The sequence below is a fragment of the Micromonospora sp. NPDC005413 genome, assembly GCF_040606435.1.
In the GTDB taxonomy this organism is placed as follows: domain Bacteria; phylum Actinomycetota; class Actinomycetes; order Mycobacteriales; family Micromonosporaceae; genus Micromonospora.
Genome location: NZ_JBEXEV010000001.1, coordinates 263,654 through 287,409, shown reverse-complemented (window position 1 = coordinate 287,409; position 23,756 = coordinate 263,654). Strand labels below are relative to the sequence as shown.

Here is a 23,756-nt window from a genome sequence, read left to right as displayed (position 1 = left end):
CACTGCCATGCGTCGGCCTGCCATCAGCCGTGAACCGATCGAACGACGCCCCATCAGACGTGATCTGGTGCGTCAACGCGCCCGACGAGTCTCGGGAGACCGTGGTGCCGTCGGCATACGACCACGTACTCGACCCATCACCGCCGTAGGTGATGGAGACGTCCTGGTTTCCCGGGAGGGTCACGTGGGTGGGTTTGCCCTCGGCGGTGAAGCCGTCGAAGACGGTTCCGTCGGGGAGTTGCTGACGCACGGGGCGACCGTTGCTGTCGTAGTCGACGACGGTGCCGTCGGCGCTGGTCTCGGTGGGCACGTCGATCTCCTCGACTCGCGGCGGGGATGCGCTTCGAGACTATGAGCGACGACCGAGCAGGCGGCAAGACACTTGTTCGGGGACGTCGGAGGATGTTTTGGGAGGAACTTTGCGACGTCCTCGAACCGGCGCGGGCTTCCAACCGTTCTAAGGCGGGACCTGGCCTGGGAGGTAGCAATGTTCGAAGTCGCTGTCGTGGCGGATCAGCCGATCTGGCGAGCCGGCCTGGAAAAGCTGGCCGGCGACGATCCGGATCTGCGGGTGGTTGCGGCGGTCGCTGCGCTGACGGATCTGCCGGCCGATGCGACGTACGACCTGGTGGTTCTGGATGCGGCGGAGCCGGATGCGTCGACGCTGGGGCTGGTCCGCGGGGCCGCGCCGTTCGGGCATCTGCTCGTCAGCGCCGACTGGACGGGCCGCCCGGGGCTGATGGCGGCGGTCCGGGCGGGGGCGCGCGGCTGCGTGAGCCGACTCGCGGAGCAGGAGGCGGTGCGGGAGGCCATGCGGGTGACCGCGCAGGGTGGCTTCTACCTGTGCCCGCGGCTGGCGGACCGGTTCCCGGCCGAATTGCCGGGTTCTCCAGCTGACGAGCAGGGCGGGCTCGCACCGCGCGAGGTGGAAACGTTGCGGTGGATCGCGTCCGGCTTCACGCACTCGCAGATCGCCACGCGGATGGGCCTTTCCCAGGCGACGGTCAACACGTACGCGAAGCGGATCCGCGCGAAGCTGAACGCCAACAACAAGGCCGAGCTGACCCGCCGCGCGATCGAGCTCGGCCACTTGACGTCCGTGAAGAGTTAGAGGCGCTAGAAGATCGTGCGTCCCACCATCATCAGGTGGCTGAAGACGCCGAAGACGCCCATGGTCAGCGGCGCGATGACGATCGCCGCGAGGACGCCGAGCGCTTCGGCGCGGCTGCGGCGGATCGGCGGTTTGGGGCCGGGTCCGTGTGGCTTGGCCGGCGGGATGAACACGCTCATCGCGACTCCGGCCGCGACGACGAGCAGTCCCGCCCCGAGCAGGATGAACGCTGCCGCACCGCCGGAGGTGGTGAACGCGCGCGCTGCCGCGGCCAGCAGCCCGAAGACGCCGATGGTTGCCGCCCCGCCGAGCAGGTATAGCTCGGTGGTGAACGCCGCTCCGCGTGCCCGGGCGGCGACGGCGATGCAGATGAAGACTGCGAGGATCACGGCGAACCGGCGTCCGGAGAGGGCCAGCACGGGCAAGGCCACGGCGAGGGTGAGGGCCGGACCGGCCAGCACGACGGGCAGGATCCGGGCCGAGGTGTGCACGAGCTCGGGGATGGGCCGCACGGGCATCCAGGCCGTGATGAGGGCGGCGAGGCGGCGGCCGAGGGCCAGCATTCCGGTGGCGACCGTGGCGGCGATCGCCGCGGATTCGACACCGTCGGCTTCCAGGCCGGCGGTGAGTGCGACGGTCAGACACCCCACGAGCAGAGAGACCTCGGCCGCGACGAAGATCGTTTCGGGCAGCATCGCGATCGCCATGAGCATCGCGGTGTTGGCGCCGATGGCGGCGCCGCCCCAGGCCCAGCCGCTGCCGCCGAGGCCGCGGGCGATGAGCAGACCGGCGCCGGCGAGGCAGGGTACGGCGGTGAGCGCGACGGTCAGCACGAGGCCGACCGGCACCGCGGTCTGGCGTTGGCGCAACCCCCAAGCGGTGCCGAGCAAAGCCATGCCGACGACCGTGAGCCCCACGGCCGCGCCGGTGTCGGTGCGATACCGCAGCGAGAGCAGGACGACCGCTGCGATCAGCAGGGCGAGGCCGAGGGCGAGCACGACGGGCCCGGGGTGGACGGTGTCGCGGCGTAGCTGTTCGGTTTCCTCGGCGACGGCCTCGTCGATGTCTTTGACGTAGGGGACGTCGATCGGGCCCCCCGCGAGGTCGTACAGGTAGAGCACCTCGCCATCGACGACGCCGGCCTGCAGCAGTGCGGTGTCGAGGGCGAACGGCCCGGTGTCGGCGCGGGCCAGTGACCAGACGGGTGGTAGCTGGTCGGAGCCGTCCTGGCCGCAGATCTCGGCGAGGCGTGGGGTGTATTCCCCCAGCGGGCTGAGCGACGGCAGGGCGATGTCGACGCTGCGATAGGTGCCCACCACTGTGACACGGGTGTGTTCGTTCGCCATGCGACGGCCTTTCAGTTGACGGGTTCGAGCGCTGGCACGGGAACGGCGGTCTGGATGAGCTGGTTGGGGTGACCGCGCCGCACCAGGACACCACGGCCGGGCGGGCGCTGGGCGGCCCGTTCGTCGCCGAGGATGACGCCTTCGCGGGGGTCGCCGGAGAGCACGATGCCGCCGCAACCCATGTCGCGGATGCGGCTGGCGAGCTGGTCGGACATGCCGGAGCGGACCATGCCGGCGACCCGGCGGGCGAGGACGAGGTGCAGGCCTACCTCGCGGGCCTGCGGGACGAACGGTATGAGCGGGGTGAGCACCGCCTGCGGGCCGCCGGAGAGCAGGTCGTAGTCGTCGACGACGACGTAGATTTCCGTTCCTTCCCACCAGTCGCGGGCTTTGAGCTGGGCGGGGGTGATGCCGGGCGGCGGGATCCGTTCCTTGAGTTTGTCGACGACGTTCTGGACGTAGACCTGTGCGCTCTCGGCGTCACCGGCGTACGCGCCGAGGTGGTCGGGTCCCACGGCGTCCATGAGCGAGTGGCGGTAGTCGAAGAGGACCACCCGCATGTCGTACGGGGAAATGCGTTCGGTGAGCCCGGTCAGCCACGTACGCAAGAAGGTGCTCTTGCCGGACCCGGCGTCGCCGTAGATGAGGAAGTGCGGCTCGCCGGCGGTGAGGTCGAGCCCGACGGTGCGCAGGTCGTTCTCGGCGACGCCGATCGGCACGGTCGCGGGGGTGGCGGCGGCCAGGGCGGGCAGTTCGGTGACGGTGATGCGCTGTGGGAGCAGCCGGATTGGGGGTGCCGCAGGACCGGTCCAGTGCTCGGCGATCCGGGCGATGACGTCCTCCTGGGCTTCGCGCAGCCCGTCCGCGGAGTCGACGCCGTCGAGGCGGGGCAGCACGAGCTGGAAGAAGATGCCCGGTGCGCTGATGCCGCGGCCCGGTACCCCGGAGGGCACCCGGGCAGCGATGCGGCGGTTGACGTCGGATTCACTGGGGTCGTTGAGGCGCAGCTCCATGCGGGTGCCGATGCTGTCGCGCAGGGCGGGCCGGATGTCGTTCCAGCGTCCGGAGGTGAGCACCAGGTGCACTCCGGCGCCCAGGCCGCGCGCGGCGATCTCGTTGACCGCGGCCTCGGCGCCCTCGAACTCGGTGCGCAGCGCACCCCAGTTGTCGATCATCAGGAAGACGTGCGGGGCGTCGAGGTCAGCAAAGGTCTCGATGCCCTTGGCGCGCATGGTGCGTTCCCGTTCGACGATCAGTGCGCGCATCTCGGCGAAGGTGCGGCTGACCAGTTCGGGTTCGGCGCGACCGGCGACCGTGCCGACGTGCGGTGCCGCCGCGTACGGGTGAAGTGTCCCGCCGCCGAAGTCGATGCAGTAGAACCGCATCTCCTCGGGGGTGTGGGTGAGCATTCCGGCGAGCATGATCGTGCGCAGGAGCGAGCTGCGCCCGGTCCGTGGCGCGCCGACGGCGGCGAGGTGCCCGTGAGCGCCGCCGAAGTCCATAACCAGCGTTTCCTGGTCCTGTCTGATTGGCAGGTCGAGCAGGCCGATCGGCACGGCGAGGCGCCCGGACAGCGGCCAGACGTGCGCGGAGTAGCCGCGTTCCTCCTGGACGGAGGGCCGGCCGATCAGGTGGTCGAGGGCGAGCGCAGCGGGCAGCGGCGGCAGCCACACCTGGTGCGCAGGGCTGGTGACCGAGGTCAGCCGGTCCACCACGATCTTCAGCTCGGTCGGGCCGGGCCGGGCGCTGAGTTCCGGCTCGTCGGTCTCCTGCGCGATCGAGGTGTAGGTGCGCAGGTCGAACGGCAGCAGCGCGCCGTCGCCGCGGCCGGCGCTGAACCGTTCCTCCGCGCTGACGTAGGGGGCGGAGACGTGAGCGACGCGGAACCGCTGGTAGATCGACTCGTCCACTTTCAGGTACGCCGACCCGGGGATCGGGGGGAGTTTGTATGCGTCGGTGGTGCCGATGACCGTTCGGCTCTCGGCGGCGCTGAAGGTGCGCAGGCAGATCCGGTAGGACAGGTGCGAGTCCAGTCCGCGCAGCTTGCCCTCCTCGAGCCGTTGGGTGGCCATGAGCAGGTGCATGCCGAGGCTGCGGCCGACCCGGCCGATCTGGACGAACAGCTCGGCGAACTCGGGGCGCCCGGAGAGCAGCTCGCCGAACTCGTCGACCACGATGAGCAGCGTGGGCAGCGGTTCGAGCGGGGTGCCGTCGGCTGCCTCGGCGCCGGCCGCGCGGCGCATCTGGTATTCGCGGACGGTGTCGAAGTTGCCGGCGTCACGCAGGATCCGCTGACGGCGCTGCTGTTCGCCCATGAGGGCGGCGAGCACCCGGTCGATCATGGCGGCGTCGTCGGCGAGGTTGGTGATCAACCCGGAGACGTGGGGCAGGCCTTGCAGCGGCGCGAACGCCGCACCGCCCTTGAAGTCGATGAGGACGAAGCTGAGAAGCTCCGGCGAGTGGGTCAGCGCGAGGCCGGTGACCATCGTACGTAGCAGTTCGCTCTTGCCGGATCCGGTGGCGCCGACGATCAGGCCGTGCGGCCCGGAGCCGCCCTGCGCGGATTCCTTGATGTCAAGCACGACGGTCTGGCCGTCGCCGTCCACCCCGATCGGTGCGCGCAGCATCCGCGGGTCGCCGGCGGTGACCCATCGGCTGGTGACGTCGCCGCGACCGGGGTCCGTGCCGAGGATCATCTCGCTGAGCGAGCGGGTGCGGGTGAGTACCTGGTCGCGTTCGTCGCTGAGCCGCAGCGGTGCGAGGTTGCGCGCGATGAGCTCGGCCAGCAACGGCGACACGTCGTCGGGGCGGCAGCGCAACGCCGGGGTGACGACCAGTTCGCGGCGTCCTTCGGTGACCACATTCCCGGCGTCGTCGAAGCGGATCCGCAGGTCGACCCGGCTGGGTTCGTCCAGCTCCCGGTCGCCGCAGAAGATCAGAGTGAGGCCGAGCTGGGGCCCTGCCCCGGCGAGCAGGGCGGCCATCAGGTCGGAGCGACCCCATTCGGAGAACGGCGCGAATCCGGTGAAGAGCACTACCAACCGCCGCTGCTTGGTGGCGGGGCGATCGCCACTGAACCCATTGCGTCGGGTGGTCTGGAGTTCGGTGCGCCGGATGAGTTCGGCCTGCAGGAAGGCGGTCAGGACGTCGGGGTCCTCGGCGACCAGCGACACCGATCCACTGTCACTGCGGGCGTCCGGCTCGAAGGTGTGCGGCAACCACTTGGCCCATTCCCAGTGGTCGGCGCCGCCGGTCTCGACCACCAGGTTGACGTCGTCGGGGGCGTGCAGGACCGCGATCTGGCACAGCAGGGCCCGGGTCAGCAGATCGGTGCGGGCCGGCTCGCCGAGGACGCTGATGACTCCGGCGTTGCCGACGTCGATGGTCATCGGCTGGTTGTCGAGGTAGCCCATCCGGTCGATCAGCCGGTGTGCCGCCTGCATGGAGTCCCAGTCGTAATCGCCCAGCGGGTCCATCTTGGGGTCGAGCTCGATCGGGGTGGCCAGCCGTACCGTACCGTGCCCGATCCGGACCCGCAGGAAGTCGGCGTCTTCCTGGCGTCGTTCCCACACGCGGTGCCGGTTGATGCTGATCGACCAGAGCCGCCGCGGGTCGGGGTCGGCGAGCGTCGCGACAGTCCGCTGGGCCTGGGCGACCTCGCGGGCCTGGTCGCGGGCCAGCGCGAGGTGTCTGCGGTAGCGGATGCGCTGCTTGCGGGCGGTGCGGCCGTTGTTGCTGCGCTGCTGCATCCGCATCGCGATGACGGCGCCGGCTGAGGTCAGGAAGAACAGCACACCGATGATGATCAGCGCGGGTTTGCCAAACGTGATCATGTACGCGGCCATGCCGACGCTGCTCAGCAGCGGCAGAACCAGCGTCCACGCGGAGTTCGCCTGGTTGTCCTGGGGTGGTTCGGGCGGGCTGGGCAGGGTCACAGTCTGCTCCGGCAGCTGTGGCAACAGCATCCGGGCGGGCCGGTGGAAGGCCAGGCGGCTCATCAGGCTCCTCAGCCTCGGACGTCGAAGTCGACGTCGGTCAGGTCGGCGGCTTCCAGCGTGCTGAGCTGTTCGTCCGTGGGGCTGTCAAGGGTGCTGATGCGCCCGGCGTGCTGCTCGGTCATCGCCTGGAAGACCTTGCGCGCGTACCGGCCGTTGCCGAAGCCTTCGCCGCGGTCGACAGTGGCGAAGAACTCGGCCACTCGGTCCCGGGCGCCGTCGGAGAGCCGGTAGTCGTGGTCCTTGGCCTGTTTAGCGACGATCCGGACCATGTCGACCTCGGAGTAGTCGTCGAAGGTCAGGGTGCGCGAGAACCGGGACGACAGGCCCGGGTTGGCAGCAATGAAGTGGCGCATCAGGTCGGGGTAGCCGGCCACGATGACGACGACCTCCTCGCGGTGGTCCTCCATGAGCTTTACCAGCGTGGAGATCGCCTCGCGGCCGAAGTCGTCGCCCTGTCCCTCGGGCACCAGCGCGTACGCCTCGTCGATGAACAGCACCCCGCCGAGCGCGCGCTCGAACGCGGCCTGGGTCTTGGGTGCGGTGTGCCCGACGTACTCGCCGACGAGCATGCCGCGGTCGACTTCGACGAGGTGGCCGCTGCTGAGCATGCCCAGCGCGGCGAGCAGTTGACCGTAGAGCCGGGCGACGGTCGTCTTGCCGGTGCCGGGGTTGCCGGCGAACACCAGGTGCCGGGACATCGGCGGGGGTGCCAGGCCGGCCTCGCGGCGCCGTTTCACCAGGTGCATCAGCTTGACCATCGTCCCGACGTCCTGCTTGACGCGGGTTAGCCCGATCAGCTCGTCGAGTTGGTCGAGGAGCGGCTGCAGCTCGACGGTGTCGGACTGGAGGGCGATGCCGGCCGCCGAGGTGGCGACCGTCGCCGGGGCACCGACCGTCGCCGGCACGGCGACCGAGGGCCAGCGCGCCGCGCCGACCCCCGAGCTGTGACATTCGGTGAAGGTCGCCGACGCCCCGTCGCCCTGGCTGACGTCCTCATCGGCTTCGTGTACGGCACACCGGTGGAACGCCGGGTCGGCGTCGTCGCCGATGTAGACGGCGGGATACCCGGTCCGGGAGAACGTCGAGTCGGTGATGCTGCCGTGGGCGCCCGTTCCGAAGTAGATGCCGTTCTTCTTCGTGTCGGTGACCGTCAGTCGCCGCATCGACGGGCGCGCGCCGGTCCAGACGGCTACCCCGCTGCCACCGATCTCGGTGACCTCGCAGTCGTCGAGCATCGGCTCGGCGTCGATATCGATGAAGATGCCGGCGGCGCCGCAGCCGCGTACGACGGTCCGCGTGATCGTCGGCGCGGCACCGGCCGCGACCTCCACTCCGGTCTGGGCGATGTCGCGGATGACGCAGTCCTGCAGCAGCGGCCGGTGCGGGGTGTCGATCCGCACGCCGGTGTGGCACCCGGCCACGGTCAGCCCCCGCAGCTGGGCGTCGGCGGTGTCGTCGATCTGGATGCCGCCCAGCGCGGCCCGCTCGACCCGGCCGCCGCGCACATGCAGGATTGCCGCACCGGAGGCGCGCATGCCCAGCTCGGAGGTGCCCTCGACGGTGACGCCGAGCAGGGTGACCGCCGCCGTGCCGGTCAGGTGCACCGCGGTGAATCCGCAGGTGGTCACGGCGCTGTCGCGCATCAACAGCCGGCTGGCGCCGACCGCGAAGACGCCGTTGGCGGCAGCGGTTTTCAGCGCGCCGCCGGTCCAGCGAACCTCGGCGTCGTCGCGCAGGGCGAGCCCGGTCTGCACGCTGTCGGTCACTGTGGAATTGCGTACACCCAGCTGGCTGTGCTGGGCGGCCAGCACCCCGGCGGTGCCGGCCCGGCTGACTGTGGTGTCCACCAGCAGCGTGCCGGAGGTGCCGCCGGTGACGAGCCCGGCCCCGCCGGTGCGGCTGATCTCGCAGTTACGTACGACGACGCCGGTGCCCTCCGGCGGCTCGGGGATCTCGTGGTTGTCGGCGCGGCCGGGCCGCACGGCCTCCCACCAGGCGCGGTCGCCGGGCAGGTTGCCGAGCACGCGGACGCCGTCGCCGCCGACGTCGTGCACCTGGCTGCCGGACAGGCGCAGCACGCTGGCGTCGCGGACCTCGACGCCGGCGTCGGCGGCTCCGCCGATGTCGCAACCGGTGAGCACGGCCGAGGCGGTCCCGGCGAGGCGGACCGCGACCCCCGGGGTGTCGGTGAGCACGGCGTCGGTGAGGGTGAGCACGGCCGACCCGGTCGCGGACACCGCGGCTCCGGTCACCCGCAGCCGTTCGGCATCGAGTCTGGCCCCGTCGGCCACGCCCACCGCGACGTCCTCGGCGCCGTCCACCGAGCAACCGGTCAACCGGGCCGTGGCACGGCCGGTGAGCTGCACCGACCCGGCGCCGACCCGGCTGTCCTCCAGGTTCAGGTGCCCGGAGGTGACGGTGACATCGCCGCGGATCGTCAGGCCGCGCGCGGTGACCGTGCCGGCGCGTACCAGCAGGGCGGGCCCTTCGGCCGCGACCAGCTCGACCAGACCGTCATCGTTCTCCGCCATGACGGTGACCGTGCCGTCCAGCACGAGGCACTCGCGGTAGGTGCCGGCCGCCACCGCCACGACCGTGCCCGGCTTGGCGGCGCGCACGGCCGCACCGATCGTGCGGTGCCGGCTCCACGCCCGGGTGGAGACCCGTTCGATCTTGGCCGCGGCCACCTCAGGACGCACAGTTCACCCGCGTCTGGGCCAGGACGATCCGCGCCTGCTTGGCTCCGGAGGCCTCCTTCGCGTCGAGCCGCACGGCGATCTGGTTGCGGTGTACCGGGAAGGTCCCGGCGCCCGCCCAGGTGCCGGCGGCCTTGTGCTGGTCGATGGTGAAGTTGGCGTACGCCGTGCCGGAGGTGCCGGTGGTGATCGTGTACTTGACGCGGTCGGCGAGTGTGGTTCCGGGCACCGCCGGCACATAGACGCTGACCTGGCAGGAGGTGATGCCCTCGCCGGTGCTGAACGACCATGTCGACGTCTGCGCTCCGGTCTGCTCCGCGGTGGGCAGGGGCAGCGTCGCGGACGTGCCGCGGCAGCCGTCCTGCTTCCAGCCGCCGGTGCCGATCGTCCGCCACTCCCCCGTGCGGCCCTGGGCGTCGAAACCGCGGTCGGCACGCGCCTCGCAGTCCCAGCCGGCGACCGCGGTGAAGCCCGTGACCGGCGGCGGGGCGGAGCTGGCCGGTGCCTTGCCCTTGAAAGCCGCCTTCTGGGCGGGGCTCATCGGCTTGAGCAGGTTCCAGAAGACTCCGACGACGACGGCGCCCACCGCTACCAGCGCGGTCACGGTGATCAGCGTCGGCAGCCGCACGGTCATCCGCTCACTCGCCGGGCGCGCGGCCGCGTGTTCGACGAAGGCCCGGACGAACTGGCTGCGCTGGCTGAGCTCCTCGGACGCCCGGTGCTCGACGTCCGGCCCGGTCGGATATTCGGTTCTCGTTGCCCCAGTCATGCTGCTCCGCGCTCGGCTCGCCGGTGTGTAGCTGCCCCGGATCATCGCGCGCGCTGTGGGGACGCGGCCAAGCCCCGCGAACAGGGGACAGGTGCCTGGTCCACCCGGGCGTGGCAGGGTCAAGCACCATAGAGTTGCGCGCGTTTACAACATCGGCCCCAAACTGCTCTGCCGAATGCCACACTCCCGGTCAGGCATCCGGCCGCTTGAGGGAATCGCTCGGCGACGACGTGAGCGGTGACGGCCCGCCGACCATGAGGAAGGCCGGCGGGCCGCTACAGGCTCATTCCCGGTTGAGCAGGTACGCCCGGTCCGCAGCGATGGCCACGTCCACGTGGGTGCCCTCGGCCAGCGCTTCCCGGGAGTCCTTGCCCGACTCGGTCACCGTGACGGTGCCGCCGGTCGTCTCCACCTCGTAGTCGATGCTCGGTCCGTGGAACGTCGACCGCAGCACCACGCCCATGCCGGTCCCACCGTCGGTGACCGGGGACAACATCACCGTCTCAGGACGGACCATGAGGTACGCGTCCACCGATCCGGCCGTCACCGTCGAGTGGGCGGGCACGCTCAGCCGCCGGCCGAGCACCGTCACCGTCGCCTTACCGTCGGCGATGCTCTCCGGCACCGTCTCGATGAAGTTGGCCCGACCGATGAAGTCCGCCACGAAGACACTGGCCGGGCGGGCGTAGATCTCGCCGGGCGTCGCCACCTGCTCGACCTTGCCCTTGTTCATCACCACGATCCGGTCGGACATGCTCATCGCTTCGTCCTGGTCGTGGGTGACGTAGATGCTGGTGATCCCGAACATCTTCTGGATGCGACGGATCTCGGCCCGCATGGCGTCGCGCAGCTTCGCGTCCAGGTTCGACAGCGGCTCGTCGAACAACAGCACCTTCGGCTGCACCACCAGTGCCCGGGCCAACGCGACCCGCTGCTGCTGGCCGCCGGAGAGCTCGTGCGGGCTGCGGTTCTCCAGGCCGACGAGGTTCATGCTGGTCACCGCCATCCGCATGCCCTCGGCGATGTCGGCCTTGCTCCGCCGTTGCAGCCGCAGGCCGTACGAGATGTTCTCCGCCACGGTCATGTGGGGGAACAGGGCGTAGCTCTGGAACACCATCGCCATCGGTCGACGCTGCGGCGGCATGTCGTCGATGGCCTTGCCGTCGAGCAGGATGCTCCCGCTCGTGGCATCCTCGAAACCCGCCACCATGCGCAGCGTGGTGGTCTTGCCGCAGCCCGACGGGCCCAGCAGGGTGATGAACTCCCCCGGCAGGACGTCGAGCGAGACGCTGTCGACTGCGGTGACGTCCCCGGTACGGCTCCGGAAACGCTTGGTCAGAGCCTCGAGTTGCAGGCGTCCGGTGCTGGCCTCACCACGTCCGGCGAGTGCGAGCGCAGCGGCCTCGGCGGGCGCGGCGACGGTCATCATTTGGACCTTTCAGACTTGGCGGTGCGGTGCAGTGCGACGCCCCCGCCGACGAGCAGTCGGATGATCGCGAAGGCGACCAGGACAAGCGCGGTCAGCACCGTGCAGTAGGCGAATGCCACCCCGTACCGGCCGGTGCTCGCGGCGCTGAGCACCTGCGAAGTGATGATCTTCGTTTCGGGGGTGACCAGCAGCACGATCGTCGACACGGAGGTCATGCTGCGGGCGAAGCTGTAGCTGAGCCCGGTGAGCAGGGCCGGCTTGATCAACGGCAGGGTCACCCAACGGAACGTCTGCAGCGAGTTGGCCCCGAGGTCGGTCGACGCCTGCTCGATCTGCGGATGCAACTGGGTCAGCGCACCGACCGCCGTCCGCTGCCCCGCCGGCACGCTACGGATCACGTACGCCACGACGATGGCCATCGCGCCAGCGAAGACGGCGCTGCCGCCCACCAGGCTGGGGAACACCAGGTAGTCGCCGATGTACCGCTCGGGCCGGTAGGCGAGGACGAAACCGATGCCCAGCACGGTGCCCGGCACGGCGACACCCAACGTGCCGCCGAGGTCAAGCAACCAGGCGGTACGGCGCAGGTGGCGAACCACCAGCCAGGCGATGACCAGACCGAGGATGGCGGCGATCGGAGTGGCGATGACCGCGAAGGTCAACGTGTCGAGGACCGCCTCCACTCCCACCCCGGCCAGCACCTCCTTGAGGTACTCCAAGGTGAGCGTGTTGTCCACGCCGAACACCTTGGTCACCGAGCCGATGATGACCGTGCTGTAGATGCTCACGATGATCGCGGCGGCGAACAGCGCCAGGGCGTACACCGGCCACCGACTCCAGCCGGTGACCAGATGCACGGAACCTGACGGTCGACCGGTGATGGTGGTGCGCACCTTGCGGTTGAGCCACCACCGCTGGCCGAAGTACATGGCCAGGGACGGCACCAGCAGGATCACGCAGTAGACGGCGGCGCTGGTGGTGTCGTACTCACCGGTGACCGCCAGGTAGGCGCGGCTGGCCAGCACCGTGTAGTCACCACCGAGCACCAGCGGATTGGCAAGGTCGGCGATGGCCTCCACGAACAGCAGCAGGAACGGGGCGACGAGCCCGGGGGCCAGCAGCGGCAGGATCACCCGGCGCATGATCTGCCAGCGGCTGGCGCCCATGTTCATCGCCGCCTCCTCCAGTGCCGGATCCAGGCCCCGCATCATGCCGAGCAGGCCCAGGTACGCCACCGGGAACAGCGACAGTGACAGCACGATCACCAGGCCGTCGAGGCCGTAGATGTCGTACTCCAGCCCGAACACGCCGTTGCTGATCACACCGCGCCGTCCGTACAGCACCACAGTGGCGGTGGCCACCGCGAACGGTGGGCTGACGATCGGCATCAGGGCGATGATGTGCAGGATCTTCTTACCTGGCACGTCCAGTCGGGCCTGGACGAACGCGAACAGGAACCCCAGGGCGGTGCCGAAGAACCCGACCAGCGCCCCGAGCACCAACGTGTTACGCAGGATGCCCAGGTCGACGGAGGAGGTGAAGAACTCGACGTACCGGGGCAGCGCGTCCGGCGCGAAGGCAGTGGCCAGCACCGCCACGAGCGGGACCGCCGCACCGAGCACCACCACCGCCGCACAGATCCCGACCAGGACCCGCAGCCCCGCGCCGAGCCGACGGCGCCGCCGTCGGGGCGCGATCACCTCGGGTGGGGTGGGAGCGCCCACCCCTGGATCGGACAACAACATGGTCATGACTTCGGCGCCTGCGCGACCTCGGTGTCGAACCGCTTGTTGAGCGCCGACTTCGCCTTACCAGCCACCACCGCGTCGTACTCCACCATCTTGATGCCGGCGAGCGGGACGACCTTCTCCGAGACCTTCGCGTTCGGGTTCGTCGGGAACTGGTACGCCTTGACGCTCGGGCCGACCTCCTGCGCCTCAGTGGTGAGGGCCCAGTCGACGAACTTGCGGGCGCTGGTCGGGTTCTTGGCGTTCTTCACCAGGGCGACACCGCCGGTCTCGTACCCGGTGCCCTCGGTCGGGAAGCTCACCTTCAGGTCGGGGAAGCCCGCCTCCATCGTGGCCACGCAGTCGTGCGCGAAGATGATCCCGACCGCGACCTCACCGCGGGCCGTCATCTGACCGGGGGCCGAACCCGACTTGGTGTACTGCAGCACGTTCGGGTGCAGCTTGCGCATGTAGTCCAACGCCTTGGTCTCGTCGCTGCCGGCCAACTGCACCTGCGTCCAGAGCGCCGTGTACGCGGTGCCCGACGTCGACGGGTGCGCGATGCCGATGTCCTTCGCGAGTTTCCGGTCGAGCAGGTCCGTCCACGAGTCGGGAACCTCCAGGCTCCGCTCCGCCAGCAGCTTGCTGTTGCTGCAGAAGCCCAGGGCGCCGACGTAAACGCCGGTCCAGGTGCCCTGCGGGTCCTTGTACTTGTCCGGGATGACACTGGCGTTCGGGGAGACGTAGGGCTCCAGGAGCCCCTCGTCGCCGGCGGAGGCGTATCCGTCGGCGGGCCCGCCGTACCAGACGTCGAACTCGGCGTTGCCCTTGCCGGCCTTGATGCGCGCCAGCGCCTCGCCGCTGGAGAGCCGCACGAAGTCGGCCTTCACGCCGGTCGACTCGGTGAACTTCTTCGTGGTCGCGGCACACCATTCCTCGGTGGCTCCGCAGACCACGTGCGCCACGCCGGAGTCCTTGCTGGCCTCGCCACCACCCTCGCGGGCGCAGCCGGCCGCGCCCAGCAGCACCGAGGCCGCCAGCGCAGCCGCCAGCAGCGTGCGGTTTCCCCGTGCTCTGTTCGTCATCACGATGTGTCTCCCTTGCTGAAGCCGCCAGAATCGATGTGTGCGATGTGACGGCCACGTTAAGGGCGCGTGAACGACGCTCTGGTGACAGCGATGTGAGTGCTGGTGACGCCGCCGTCACCAAGTCGGCGCGGAGGACGCATTTCCCCCGGTGGGAGATTCCGTAGCCATCTCGGGCATCAGATAGCCGACTCCGCGCAGCGTGCACACGTACGCTGATCCGCCTGGTAGGCCGGCGAGCCGCGACCGCAACCGATACACCGCGGACTTCACGACGTCGCGCCCCCCGATCAGGTCCGTGGTGCCCCAGACCTCCCGCAGCAGGTCCTGCCACGACTGCGGCACGCCCCGGCGAACCGCGAGGTGGTGCAGCAGCTTGAACTCCGTGAACGGCAGGTCGAGCCGATGCTGTGCCAACGTCGCGGTCTGGGCGGCCGGTTCGATGACCAGTGCCCCGACCCGGATGGCGGCGCCCGTGCCACGGCGGCGGCGCACCAACGCCTGCGCACGCAGCGCCACCTCCCGCGGGTGGAACGGTTTGGTGACGTAGTCGTCGGCACCGTGCTCCAGCCCAGTGATGACATCGTCACGCTGGGACATCGCAGTGAGGAACATGATGGGGGCCTCCGAGCGCGCCCGAATCCGCTGACACAGGGTCAGCCCGTCCATCGTCGGCATCATCACGTCCAACACCACGAGGTCCACCGCGTGCGTCCGCAGCAGATGCAGGGCGGTAGCGCCGTCGTGGGCGGTGAGGACGGTGAAGCCCTGGGTCTGCAGAGCGAACTCCACGATGATCGTCATCTGCGGCTCGTCGTCGACCACCAGCGCGGTAGGCCCACCCCCGGGCTGCTCGCCGGTGCCCGTCACGACCGGTCCGGCAGGGTCAGGAGGATGGTGGTCCCCCGGGTCGACGCCGTGTGCACCATGATTTCGCCTCCGTGCAGTTCCACGATGGTCTTCGTGATCACCAGGCCGAGCCCGGTGCCGTCGGCCAACGGTCGACCCGTGGCGAAGCGGTGGAACAGGCGTTGCCGCTCCGCCTGACTCATGCCCGCGCCGTCGTCGGTCACGTACACCGCCACACCATTGTCGATCAGCATGACCCGTACGTCGAGATTCCCGCCGGTCGTGGTGAACCGGCTCGCGTTCGACAGCAGGTTGGTCAGCGCCTGGGTCAGCAGCATCGGATCCGCCCGGATGCGCGGCATCACCTGTGGCATGTCGAGGCTGATGCGTTGCTGCCGCTGCACACACAACGGTCGCATTGCGGTCACCACCTCGCGCACCACCACCGACACGTCCACCCTCTCCAGGTGTGGCGTGAACAACCCGGCTTCGATCTTGGCCTGGATCAGTAGGCTCTCGCACAGCCCGATGACCTGCGTGCACTGCTGATCCAGGACCTGCAGGAAGCGGGCCTGCGCAGCTGTGAGCGGTCCTGGGCTGCCCTCCCGCAACAGATCGACCGCCCCCTTGATCATGCTCAACGGGGTCCGCAGCTCATGGCTCAGCGCGGTCACCTGCTCCGCCCGCCGCTCCACCAACTGCTCGAGCTGCGCCAGCTCGTTGCTCCTCGCGGCGGCCGTCCGGCGCACGCTCAGCGCCATGATCGAGGCGCCGACGACGCCGCCGACCACGAAGGCCACTGCCGTCACCCAAGCGGTGCCCATGCTCGGCCCTCCTCAGATACCCCTGCACGGTGTTACGCCGAACCCGGTCGCGGTCCGGCAGGGAGGTGGCGGATGTGGGGACGGTGTGACAGCCGAGTGACCTGTGGATTTAGATTAGCTTGCCCCGGGCAACGGCCCGGGCGGGCCCGTGCCCCCATGCCGGATGAGCCACGCAGAGATCGCCACGCTGGTCCGGGCCCTCGGGGACATCGTCACCGTGCTCCGGGATGCCGACCCCGCGACAAGGCCGAGGTCTACCGCCAGCTCGGCCTTCGGCTGACCTACCACTCGCAAACGCAAACGGTGCGCGCTGAAGCTGATCTCAGCGCGCACCGTGGGCCTATGGGTCGTGTCGTCTCGTTAGACCATCCCGGCAATCTCCCTGGTCAGTTCGCCTGGCTGTCCCTGCTAACGGTGGGAAGGGCTACCGGCGGAGAGCCCGTAGGCGCGGTCGATCTGTTGAACCACCCGGTTGCCTGCGGTGTCCCACGCTTCTGCCTGGATGGAGACCGCACCAGTGGTACGACTCAGCGACGGGTGCGTGACCTGGACCCGGTACACGCCGTCACGCCCACGCGAAACCCGGGCCGGCGTCCAGTGCGCGCCGTCGTCGTACGAGACGGAGAGCTTGAGCCCGGCGATGGCCGGCGCTCCGGTCGGTTGGGGCTGCTGCGGCGTCACCGTGAAGGCATACGGCCGCCCCGCCCGGGCGGTGTCGTCCAGGGCCAGATCGAGGTCGTAGTTGAGCTGGATCAGCGGTTGCCAGCCGCAGGCTCCCTTGCTGCCGAGGTAGGTGGACGGGCACTGGTAAGGGATGCCGACGTTGCCCGCCTCGACGCGCCTCGACCCGAAAGTCCAGTCGGTGTTGATTTTCTTGCCGTACTTCTGCCCGCTGTACTGGTCCTCGTAGGCGGTGTGCAGCGTGTACGTGGCCGGGTCCGCACCGAGGGCGTAGTGCGGGAGGTCGACCCCACCGGCGGCGGGAGGGATCTCGACGCCGTCGCGCTTCAGCGAGTAGCTCACGCTGCCGTCCGAGACAACCCACTTCTCGGGATCGTTGACGGGGACCGTGCCTCCCAGGTACACGTACAGGTCGTCACCCTCGCGGCAGACCATGCAGAGGCTGGCCACCATGTTCGGCTTCCACTCAGCGCCGGGGGTGACCGTCCCGAGCACAGTGGGCCCCTGGTTGATGGTCTCCGACTCGGAGGAGGGAATGCTGAAGCCGTTGACGGTCTGGATGGAGCGCTCCGGGGCGGCCTCGTCGTTGCGGTTGTACACCACGTAGTCCCGGCTCCACCGGATGTCCCGCCCGGTGACGCTGTAGTACTCGGTCCGGCTGGTCGGCGCGTCGAAGTGGTGGGCGTAGTTGATGCTGAACTTGTCCTCCGGCGCAAAGGTGTGGTTCACCTCGTAGGCATTCGGCTGGAGGGGCACCGGCGCGAACTGCGCGTGGTATTCGGTCTGCCGCACGGCGAGGGTCCGGGAGCTGACGCGGTAGTCGAACTTCCGCGGAATCCGGCCGTTCTCGTAGAACCGCAGCTTGTATTCGTACGGGCTGACGAGCTGGCTGCGGATGGTGACGGAGGGGCGGCTGGCACCCTGGAGCACCTTCGCGACCTTCGACCACTGTGCCCCGTCCAGCCAGAGCACGGGAATCTTCACCGCGGCCGTGTCCAGGAACGGCGTGCTGCCGGAGCCGACCGGGCTGTCACCCACCACGTGGTTGAGCACACCGGCCGCGCCGGCCCGGGTCGCGAGGTCCACCTCCTCATCGATGGCGACCCAGGGGTCGCTCTCGATCACCACGAGCTTGCCGCGTACGTCCCGGCCGGCTCGCAAGTCCGCCTCCGTCATGAGCCGCAGGCGCTGGTCGGTGGCGAACTTGGGCACGAAATCGTAGTCGGCCAGGTAGATGGGCCGCACCTGCACACTGCCCCTGCCCTGCACGGTGGTGACCGCCTCCGGTGCCGCCCGGAGCTGTTCGAAGAAGAACTTGTACGTGCCGACGGTGACGCGCTTCGAGGTGGGAGACACGTAGAACTTCATGCCGTAGGCGCTGCCCGCGATCGTCGCGCTGTAGGACGTCCGGCCGCTCGCGGCGGTGCGGGTGTGTCCCATCATGTGCATCACGGTCTCTGTGGGCAGTGGGGTGACGACGTCGTTGATCGGCACGACGTCAGTGGCCAGGTCCCACTTGAACACGGTGTCACGGGTGATCGTGACCTCCGGGTCGAAGAGGGCCACATTGGCGGCGATGCTGTTCTTTGCCGTCCAACTGTCGTCGCACTCGAGGCTGTAGCGCCCCTCGGGGATCCGGGCGCTGCCCGCGGTGACGTTGGGCCCGTCCCAGCTGCGGCTCAGGGCGACGAGGTAACTGTCCCCGTCGCCATTGTCGTCCAGTTGCTGGAACCAGCAGGACTTACTGCCTTGGGCGAGAGGTTCCCCCGGGCGGCCGACGATACGGATGTCGATCGTGCGCAGCGGCGGCTGCCGGACCAGCCCGACCGGTGTGGTGAGCCGGGTTCCGGTCCCGTCGTCGGTGGCCACGACCGACCCGGTGTAGGTGCCGTCCTCCAGGACGGTCAGGTCGGCCGTGACCGTGACGGTGGCGGTGCCACCGGCTGGTACGGAGACGCTGGGGTCGGCGGTCAGGGCGTCGCCGGGTGCGGCCTGTCCGCCGACGCGGCGCAGGTTCGAGGTCAACTTCAGCGTCACGGGCTGACCGGTGGGGTTGGTGTAGCTGATCTCTTTGCTGGTCTTCGGCTTGTCGTTCGGGGAGCCGTTGCGGAAGTCCAGGTTCGGGGTCGTGCTGTGGACCGGCTGGCGTACCGCGCGGGCCACGTCGAGCCGGCCCGCGCCCTGCTCGTAGGCCGTGAATCCGTCGTCCTTGGCGGTGCTCATCAGGGTCGGCTTGAGCTGGCTGGCAGTCCAGTCCTTGTGCTGTTGGGCGATGATCGCCGCGGCGCCGGCCACGTGCGGGGTCGCCATCGAGGTGCCGTTGGCGGCGGTGTAGCGCTCATCCACCGGCCGGCCCATCGACGTGCCGCTGGCCCGGGCCGCGACGATGTCCACGCCGGGCGCCGAGATGTCCGGCTTGAGCGCCCGGTCGGTGGTTCGTGGGCCGCGGCTGGAGAAGCTGGCCAGTTGGTCGTCCTTGGTCACCGCGGCGACGGTGAGTGCAGCGTCCGCGGTGCCCGGGGAGGCGACGGTGTTCTTGCCCGGGCCGTCGTTGCCGGCCGCGATGACGAAGAGCGCGCCGGTCGTGGCGGTGAGCCGGTTGACCGCCTGGCTGGCCGGGTCGGTGCCATCGGTCGCCTGGGCGCCCAGGCTCATGCTCACCACCCGGGCGCCATTCGTGGCGGCCCATTCCATCGCGTCGATCGCCCACGACATGTTTCCCTGACCCTGGTCGGAGAGCACCTTTCCGACGAGCAGCTGGGCGCCCGGGGCGACGCCCTTGTAACGGCCACCCGAGGCGGCGCCGGTTCCGGCGATCGTCGAGGCCACGTGGGTGCCGTGCCCGTGCCCGTCGACCAGGGCCGACGCGCCGGGTACGAAGCTCTGCGAGCCAACCACCTTGCCCTTGAGGTCAGGGTGGTTGACGTCGATCCCGGTGTCCAGGACCGCCACCTTGACTCCGGAGCCGTCGAAGCCGGCGGCCCACGCCTCGGGGGCGCCGACCATCGCGACGCTCTCGTCGAGGTTCACCTCGACCTTGCGGTCCAGCCACATCCGGCGCAGGCCGTTGGCGGGGGCCGGCACAACGGTGTGGGTGCGCGCACCGGGCGTCGTGCCCGTGGTCACCGTCGACCAGAAGGCGGCGGCCCGGTCCTTGTCGACGGTGAGGCCCTCACCGGAGACACTGGGCAGGTCGATCCGCCCGCTGGCGCCGGCCAACCCCAGTCCCCCGGCCGCCGCGCTCCGTGCGGCGTTCGACTGGTAGCTGGTGATGACGGGAATGGTCGTGCTCTCGTCGTCGGCGTACCCGTTGTGCGCCAGGTACTTCACATCGAACAGCCCTCGGTCGAGCACACCGGTGTTGACCAGCGATGTGGCGCTGCGCGGGATGACGTAGAAGCCGCTCTCGTCCCCGTAGCTGTCGTAGACCGGGGTGGTCCCCGGACGCACGCTGGAGAGCGTGGCGGTTGTTCGGCCGTCCGGTGTCTCGGTGTAGGACACCTTGTCGCCGGTGATCAGAGTGATCGTGGCGCGCAGGCCGTCGGAGGACACGGTCGTGGTGCCGGCCGGCGGGACCGCGGTGCCGGCGGTCTGGTCGGGCTTACCGGCCGCGGCCGACGGAACGGCGACTGTGGCCAGGGCGGTCACGACGGCCAGGCCGAGTGCGGCGTGTCGTCGTTGAGCAGGCCATCGGGCCCACCTCGATGTCGTCATTGAGGGATCCTTCCGCTGATGATCTCCTGCCGTGAATCTCTCAGCCGGTCGATCTGCGGGGAAGTGCCGCGTGGACCAGCTTCTCGCCAGTGGCGCGAAGATGGCATAACATGGCCGAACGATGCGAGAAGATCATCGACCGCTCCGTATCCTCGGATTGTCCGATGTGGATCAGTCCTGGTATGAATCGTTGGTGGTTGCCGGGGCGACGGAGACCACTGGCAACGGCGACCCGGCCTCCATGTCCCGCTTGGAGGCCGCAGGCCTGATCGTGCGGCTCAGCGCGGAGGAGCCCGCCGGGTGGGCGGTCGTCCCGCCCGACATCGCGCTCGACCCCTTGCTCGCCGAGCGCCGGCGGTGGCTACATGAGGACCGGCAGCGCCTCGCCGTCCTCGCCGCCCGGTTCCAGGGCAGAGCCCGCAGCGACACCGACCCCTCCCATCTCGTTGAGCTGATCCACGGCTCCGATGCTGGGTTCCAGGCATCCGAGGATCTGATCCAGGGGGCCCGCCATGAGGTACGGGTCTTCGACACAGCGCCCTACGCCCAGGACCCGCTGGAATGCAATCCGACCGAACTCGAACAGTTGAGCCGAGGGGTTCGCTGGCGGGCAATCTACGACCGACAGGCGGTCGCTGTACCCGGTCGCCTGGCCCACCTGTCCCAGGCCATCGCCGCCGGCGAACAGGCACGGATCACCGCTGTGCCGATGAAGCTCCTGCTGAGCGATCAGCCGCTGGCGATGGTGCCGCTGCGTACGCACCCGGCGGACATCAAGTGCGCGCTGCTCGTCCGCGACTCCACCCTGCTGTCCGCGCTGTCCGCGCTGTTCGAGATGTACTGGGACCGCGCTGTCCCGTTCGGCGTGGGCGTCGGCCTCGACGACAAGCAACTACCGAACGAGGACGCCCCCTCCGGTCCGGAGCGGGCGCTGTTGTCGCTGCTCATGGCGGGACTGACCGACCAGGCCACCGCCGACCATCTCGGCTGGCACCTGCGGACCGTCCGGCGTCATCTCAGCGCCCTGCTCCGGCGGCTGGACGCCGCCACCCGATTCCAGGCCGGTTACCAGGCCGTGCAGCGAGGCTGGCTCACTCCTGAGGACGCACCGGCGCCGTGAGCCGATTGATGAGTCCAGGCGAGGAGGCGGCGTACGAGTTGATCGTCGATCGGCCGTCAGCGACCCTGGCCGCTCTCGCCGGAGTCTGGTCAGGCGGCGAACCCCTCCCCACGGTGCTCGCTCGACTTGCGGCCGCCGGACTGATCACCGTTGTGCCCGGACCGCCAGAGCGATACGTGGCGACCGCTCCGGAGAAGATTGCCGCCAGCGTGCTGGTCGAGAGAGAGGTGGATCTCGACCTGGCCGAGGAGTTCGCCCAGCGGCTGGCGACGGCATATCGAGAAGCGCGAGCCAAAGCCGCGACGGCAGACGTCGTCGAGGTCGTCATCGGGCACCGCGCCGTCCGCCAGCGTCTCGCCCAGGTGCGGCGCTACGCGCGACAGGAGATTCTGTGCCTGGACACACCTCCGTATCTCGACCCGGACGGCACCGGCACGACCGACCTCGATCTGCTCGCAGCGGGTGTCACCTTGCAGTGCATCTACAACCGGGCCGCGATTGAACAGACCGGGGTGCTGCCCGAGATCGAGCAGCTGATCCGCGCCGGGCAACAGGCACGGGTGTTGCCGAACCTTCCGATGAAGCTGTGCATCGTCGACGGCCGGCTGGCCGTGCTGCCGTTGCAGCGTGAATCCGCCGGCTGCGAGGCCGTGATCGTGGTACACGCCTCGGCGCTGCTCGACGCGCTCGGCAAGCTGTTCGAAGGACTGTGGCAACGGGCCGTACCATTGCGTCTTCCGACTGTGAAGGCGCTGCCTGGGCCGCGGCGTCCTGCCGTCTCCGAGGACAGACTCATCGCCCTCCTGCTCTCCGGCATCACCGATGAGGCCATCGCCCGGCATCTCGCAATCGGCTACCGGACGACACAGCGTCATATCGCCGCGCTGATGGCGAGGCTCGGCGCGGACACTCGGTTCCAGGCAGGCGTCCAAGCCGCCTTCCGCGAGCAACGCAACCTCGGGATACCACTCGGCGTACGGGACGAGACCGATGGTGAGCAGCAGCAACCGTGAAGACGCCAGAGGGCTGCGCCCCATGGTGGCGATCCTCGCCCCGGACGATCTCGTGAATCCTCTGGTGGCGGGCGGGCGGGCCGGGTGGCCCTTGGGCTGCCAGCCCTGCGGACGGATCGTCAGCGGTTCGAACTCGGGCCAGCTGCGCTTCCCGCTGCGGGTTTGTGACGGGTCGCCGCGAGCCGCCGTTTTCTTCCGCGACGTGCGGCTGTGAGGAAGACTGGGACCAACAGCGGCAGGTCGCCTGTTCGTTGTCTGCGGCACCACGGACGAACGCGCGCCTTCCCGGTCACGGCGGAGCTTCGCGTGCCAATGGGCGCGGTTACAGAGAGTAGCGACAGTGAGTGATACGGATCTTGGTGCCCGCAGTGACCGGGGCAGTGAGTACGCCGACCTGTCCCGCCTGGTCCGAAATGCGAACCTCCTCGACCGCCAGCCCCGCCACTACGCCACGCGGGTGACGCTGGTGCTCGGTTGTCTCGGGTTTATGGGTGTGGTGTTCGTCCGGCTCGGCTCGTCGTGGTGGCAGATGGCTACCGCAGCCGGCGTCGCGGTGCTCCTCGGGCAGTTGGCGTTTCTCGGTCACGACGCGGGGCATCGGCAGATTTTCCGTTCCCGCCGGGCGAACGACGTGGTCGGCCTGGTGTGCGCCAACCTGGTGACCGGGATCAGTTACGGGTGGTGGGTCGACAAGCACAACCGCCACCACGCGCATCCGAACACCGAAGGCCGCGACCCCGACATCGTGGTGGCTCCGCTGTCCTTCACCCCGAGTCAGGCTGCGGCGCAGCGCGGCCTGCGGGCGCTGTTCGTCCGGCACCAGGCGGCACTGTTCTTTCCGCTGCTGCTGGCGGAAGGTCTGCATCTGCACGCCGCCAGCGTCCGGGCCGTCGTCAGCCGCGGCGGGCTCAGGCGTCGACGAGCGGAGGCCGGCCTGCTCATCCTGCATTTCGCCGGCTACCTCGGGGCCGTGTTCCTGGTCCTGAGCGTCCCGCAGGCGATCGTGTTCATCCTGGTCAACCAGGCCCTCTTCGGCCTCTACCTGGGCAGCTCCTTCGCCCCGAACCACAAGGGCATGCCCATCCTCACCGAGGCCGACGATCTCGACTACCTACGCCGGCAGGTCCTCACCTCCCGCAACGTGCGCGGCGGCCCGCTCCTCGACGCACTACTCGGTGGGCTCAACTATCAGATCGAACACCACCTCTTTCCCAGCATGCCGCGACCGAACCTGCGCCACGCCCAGCCACTGATCCGCCAGTTCTGCACCGAACACGGCATCACCTACCACGAAACCACCCTCATTCAGTCCTGGACGCAGGGGCTGGCACACCTGCGGGCAATCGGCACCGGATCGACCCGCCCCGGCAGCGAGTGACCGCCCGCCAGGGTGG

General features: G+C 69.5%; 16 protein-coding genes. 5 read left to right on the top strand and 11 right to left on the bottom strand.

The genetic code is table 11. The features are described 5' to 3' along the window. The coding region (locus tag ABZS37_RS01115; protein WP_355164759.1) for a hypothetical protein at nucleotides 1–310 on the bottom strand (310 nt) is incomplete at its 3' end. 177 nt (nucleotides 311–487) lie between these two features. On the opposite strand from ABZS37_RS01115, the gene ABZS37_RS01110 reads away from it, so the two are divergent. After that, nucleotides 488–1,111, top strand: coding sequence for a response regulator transcription factor (locus tag ABZS37_RS01110; protein WP_355164758.1), 624 nt, complete (start codon nucleotides 488–490; stop codon nucleotides 1,109–1,111). A gap of 5 nt (nucleotides 1,112–1,116) precedes the next feature. Here the strand turns inward: ABZS37_RS01110 and ABZS37_RS01105 are convergent, their stop codons facing one another. The 10 genes from ABZS37_RS01105 to ABZS37_RS01060 form a co-directional block, all read right to left on the bottom strand. Beyond that, nucleotides 1,117–2,457 carry an EsaB/YukD family protein gene (locus tag ABZS37_RS01105; protein WP_355164757.1) on the bottom strand — a complete coding sequence of 447 codons (1,341 nt, stop codon included), beginning with the start codon at nucleotides 2,455–2,457 and terminating at the stop codon, nucleotides 1,117–1,119. Nucleotides 2,458–2,468: 11 nt separating this feature from the next. Beyond that, a complete protein-coding gene (eccCb, locus tag ABZS37_RS01100; RefSeq protein WP_355164756.1) occupies nucleotides 2,469–6,455 on the bottom strand; it encodes a type VII secretion protein EccCb in 3,987 nt (1,328 codons plus the stop codon). Nucleotides 6,456–6,463: 8 nt separating this feature from the next. After that, nucleotides 6,464–9,154, bottom strand: coding sequence for a right-handed parallel beta-helix repeat-containing protein (locus ABZS37_RS01095; protein WP_355164755.1), 2,691 nt, complete (start codon nucleotides 9,152–9,154; stop codon nucleotides 6,464–6,466). After that, complete coding sequence (locus tag ABZS37_RS01090; RefSeq protein WP_355164754.1) at nucleotides 9,144–9,920, bottom strand: hypothetical protein; 777 nt, start codon at nucleotides 9,918–9,920, stop codon at nucleotides 9,144–9,146. The genes ABZS37_RS01095 and ABZS37_RS01090 overlap by 11 nt, the downstream gene beginning before the upstream one ends. Nucleotides 9,921–10,203: 283 nt before the next feature. Further along, the gene (locus tag ABZS37_RS01085) at nucleotides 10,204–11,346 is read right to left on the bottom strand and encodes an ABC transporter ATP-binding protein (RefSeq protein WP_355164753.1); all 1,143 of its coding nucleotides are present in this window, start codon (nucleotides 11,344–11,346) and stop codon (nucleotides 10,204–10,206) included. Next, nucleotides 11,346–13,100, bottom strand: a complete 1,755-nt coding sequence (locus ABZS37_RS01080) for an iron ABC transporter permease (protein ID WP_355164752.1) — start codon at nucleotides 13,098–13,100, stop codon at nucleotides 11,346–11,348. Before ABZS37_RS01080 ends, ABZS37_RS01085 begins: the two co-directional genes overlap by 1 nt. Continuing rightward, complete coding sequence (locus ABZS37_RS01075) at nucleotides 13,097–14,161, bottom strand: ABC transporter substrate-binding protein (RefSeq protein WP_355164751.1); 1,065 nt, start codon at nucleotides 14,159–14,161, stop codon at nucleotides 13,097–13,099. Before ABZS37_RS01075 ends, ABZS37_RS01080 begins: the two co-directional genes overlap by 4 nt. A gap of 117 nt (nucleotides 14,162–14,278) precedes the next feature. Beyond that, a complete protein-coding gene (locus ABZS37_RS01070) occupies nucleotides 14,279–15,031 on the bottom strand; it encodes a response regulator transcription factor (protein WP_355164750.1) in 753 nt (250 codons plus the stop codon). Next, complete coding sequence (locus tag ABZS37_RS01065; RefSeq protein WP_355164749.1) at nucleotides 15,028–15,834, bottom strand: HAMP domain-containing sensor histidine kinase; 807 nt, start codon at nucleotides 15,832–15,834, stop codon at nucleotides 15,028–15,030. Before ABZS37_RS01065 ends, ABZS37_RS01070 begins: the two co-directional genes overlap by 4 nt. A 408-nt stretch (nucleotides 15,835–16,242) precedes the next feature. Then, nucleotides 16,243–20,229: a S8 family serine peptidase gene (locus ABZS37_RS01060; RefSeq protein ID WP_355164748.1), complete on the bottom strand. Its 3,987-nt coding sequence runs from the start codon at nucleotides 20,227–20,229 to the stop codon at nucleotides 16,243–16,245. A 241-nt stretch (nucleotides 20,230–20,470) separates the two neighbouring features. Here ABZS37_RS01060 and ABZS37_RS01055 point away from each other — a divergent pair, with 241 nt between their 5' ends. The 4 genes from ABZS37_RS01055 (at nucleotide 20,471) to ABZS37_RS01040 (ending at nucleotide 23,740) form a co-directional block, all read left to right on the top strand. Next, the gene (locus tag ABZS37_RS01055) at nucleotides 20,471–21,349 is read left to right on the top strand and encodes a hypothetical protein (RefSeq protein ID WP_355164747.1); all 879 of its coding nucleotides are present in this window, start codon (nucleotides 20,471–20,473) and stop codon (nucleotides 21,347–21,349) included. A gap of 176 nt (nucleotides 21,350–21,525) precedes the next feature. Next, nucleotides 21,526–22,362 (top strand): TrmB family transcriptional regulator, encoded by an 837-nt coding sequence (locus ABZS37_RS01050; RefSeq protein ID WP_355164746.1) that lies wholly within the window; start codon nucleotides 21,526–21,528, stop codon nucleotides 22,360–22,362. Beyond that, the gene (locus ABZS37_RS01045) at nucleotides 22,343–22,576 is read left to right on the top strand and encodes a hypothetical protein (RefSeq protein ID WP_355164745.1); all 234 of its coding nucleotides are present in this window, start codon (nucleotides 22,343–22,345) and stop codon (nucleotides 22,574–22,576) included. The genes ABZS37_RS01050 and ABZS37_RS01045 overlap by 20 nt, the downstream gene beginning before the upstream one ends. A 126-nt stretch (nucleotides 22,577–22,702) precedes the next feature. Then, nucleotides 22,703–23,740 (top strand): acyl-CoA desaturase, encoded by a 1,038-nt coding sequence (locus tag ABZS37_RS01040; RefSeq protein WP_355164744.1) that lies wholly within the window; start codon nucleotides 22,703–22,705, stop codon nucleotides 23,738–23,740. The last annotated feature ends 16 nt before the right edge of the window (nucleotides 23,741–23,756 follow it).

Excerpts from the sequence above, each read along its gene's own strand:
- ABZS37_RS01065 (WP_355164749.1), bottom strand. The coding sequence starts at position 15,834 with ATGGGCACCGCTTGGGTGACGGCAGTGGCCTTCGTGGTCGGCGGCGTC.
- ABZS37_RS01080 (WP_355164752.1), bottom strand. The coding sequence starts at position 13,100 with ATGACCATGTTGTTGTCCGATCCAGGGGTGGGCGCTCCCACCCCACCC.
- ABZS37_RS01110 (WP_355164758.1), top strand. The coding sequence starts at position 488 with ATGTTCGAAGTCGCTGTCGTGGCGGATCAGCCGATCTGGCGAGCCGGC.
- ABZS37_RS01105 (WP_355164757.1), bottom strand. The coding sequence starts at position 2,457 with ATGGCGAACGAACACACCCGTGTCACAGTGGTGGGCACCTATCGCAGC.
- ABZS37_RS01090 (WP_355164754.1), bottom strand. The coding sequence starts at position 9,920 with ATGACTGGGGCAACGAGAACCGAATATCCGACCGGGCCGGACGTCGAG.
- ABZS37_RS01075 (WP_355164751.1), bottom strand. The coding sequence starts at position 14,161 with ATGACGAACAGAGCACGGGGAAACCGCACGCTGCTGGCGGCTGCGCTG.
- ABZS37_RS01085 (WP_355164753.1), bottom strand. The coding sequence starts at position 11,346 with ATGACCGTCGCCGCGCCCGCCGAGGCCGCTGCGCTCGCACTCGCCGGA.
- ABZS37_RS01055 (WP_355164747.1), top strand. The coding sequence starts at position 20,471 with ATGTCCCGCTTGGAGGCCGCAGGCCTGATCGTGCGGCTCAGCGCGGAG.
- eccCb (WP_355164756.1), bottom strand. The coding sequence starts at position 6,455 with ATGAGCCGCCTGGCCTTCCACCGGCCCGCCCGGATGCTGTTGCCACAG.
- ABZS37_RS01060 (WP_355164748.1), bottom strand. The coding sequence starts at position 20,229 with ATGACGACATCGAGGTGGGCCCGATGGCCTGCTCAACGACGACACGCC.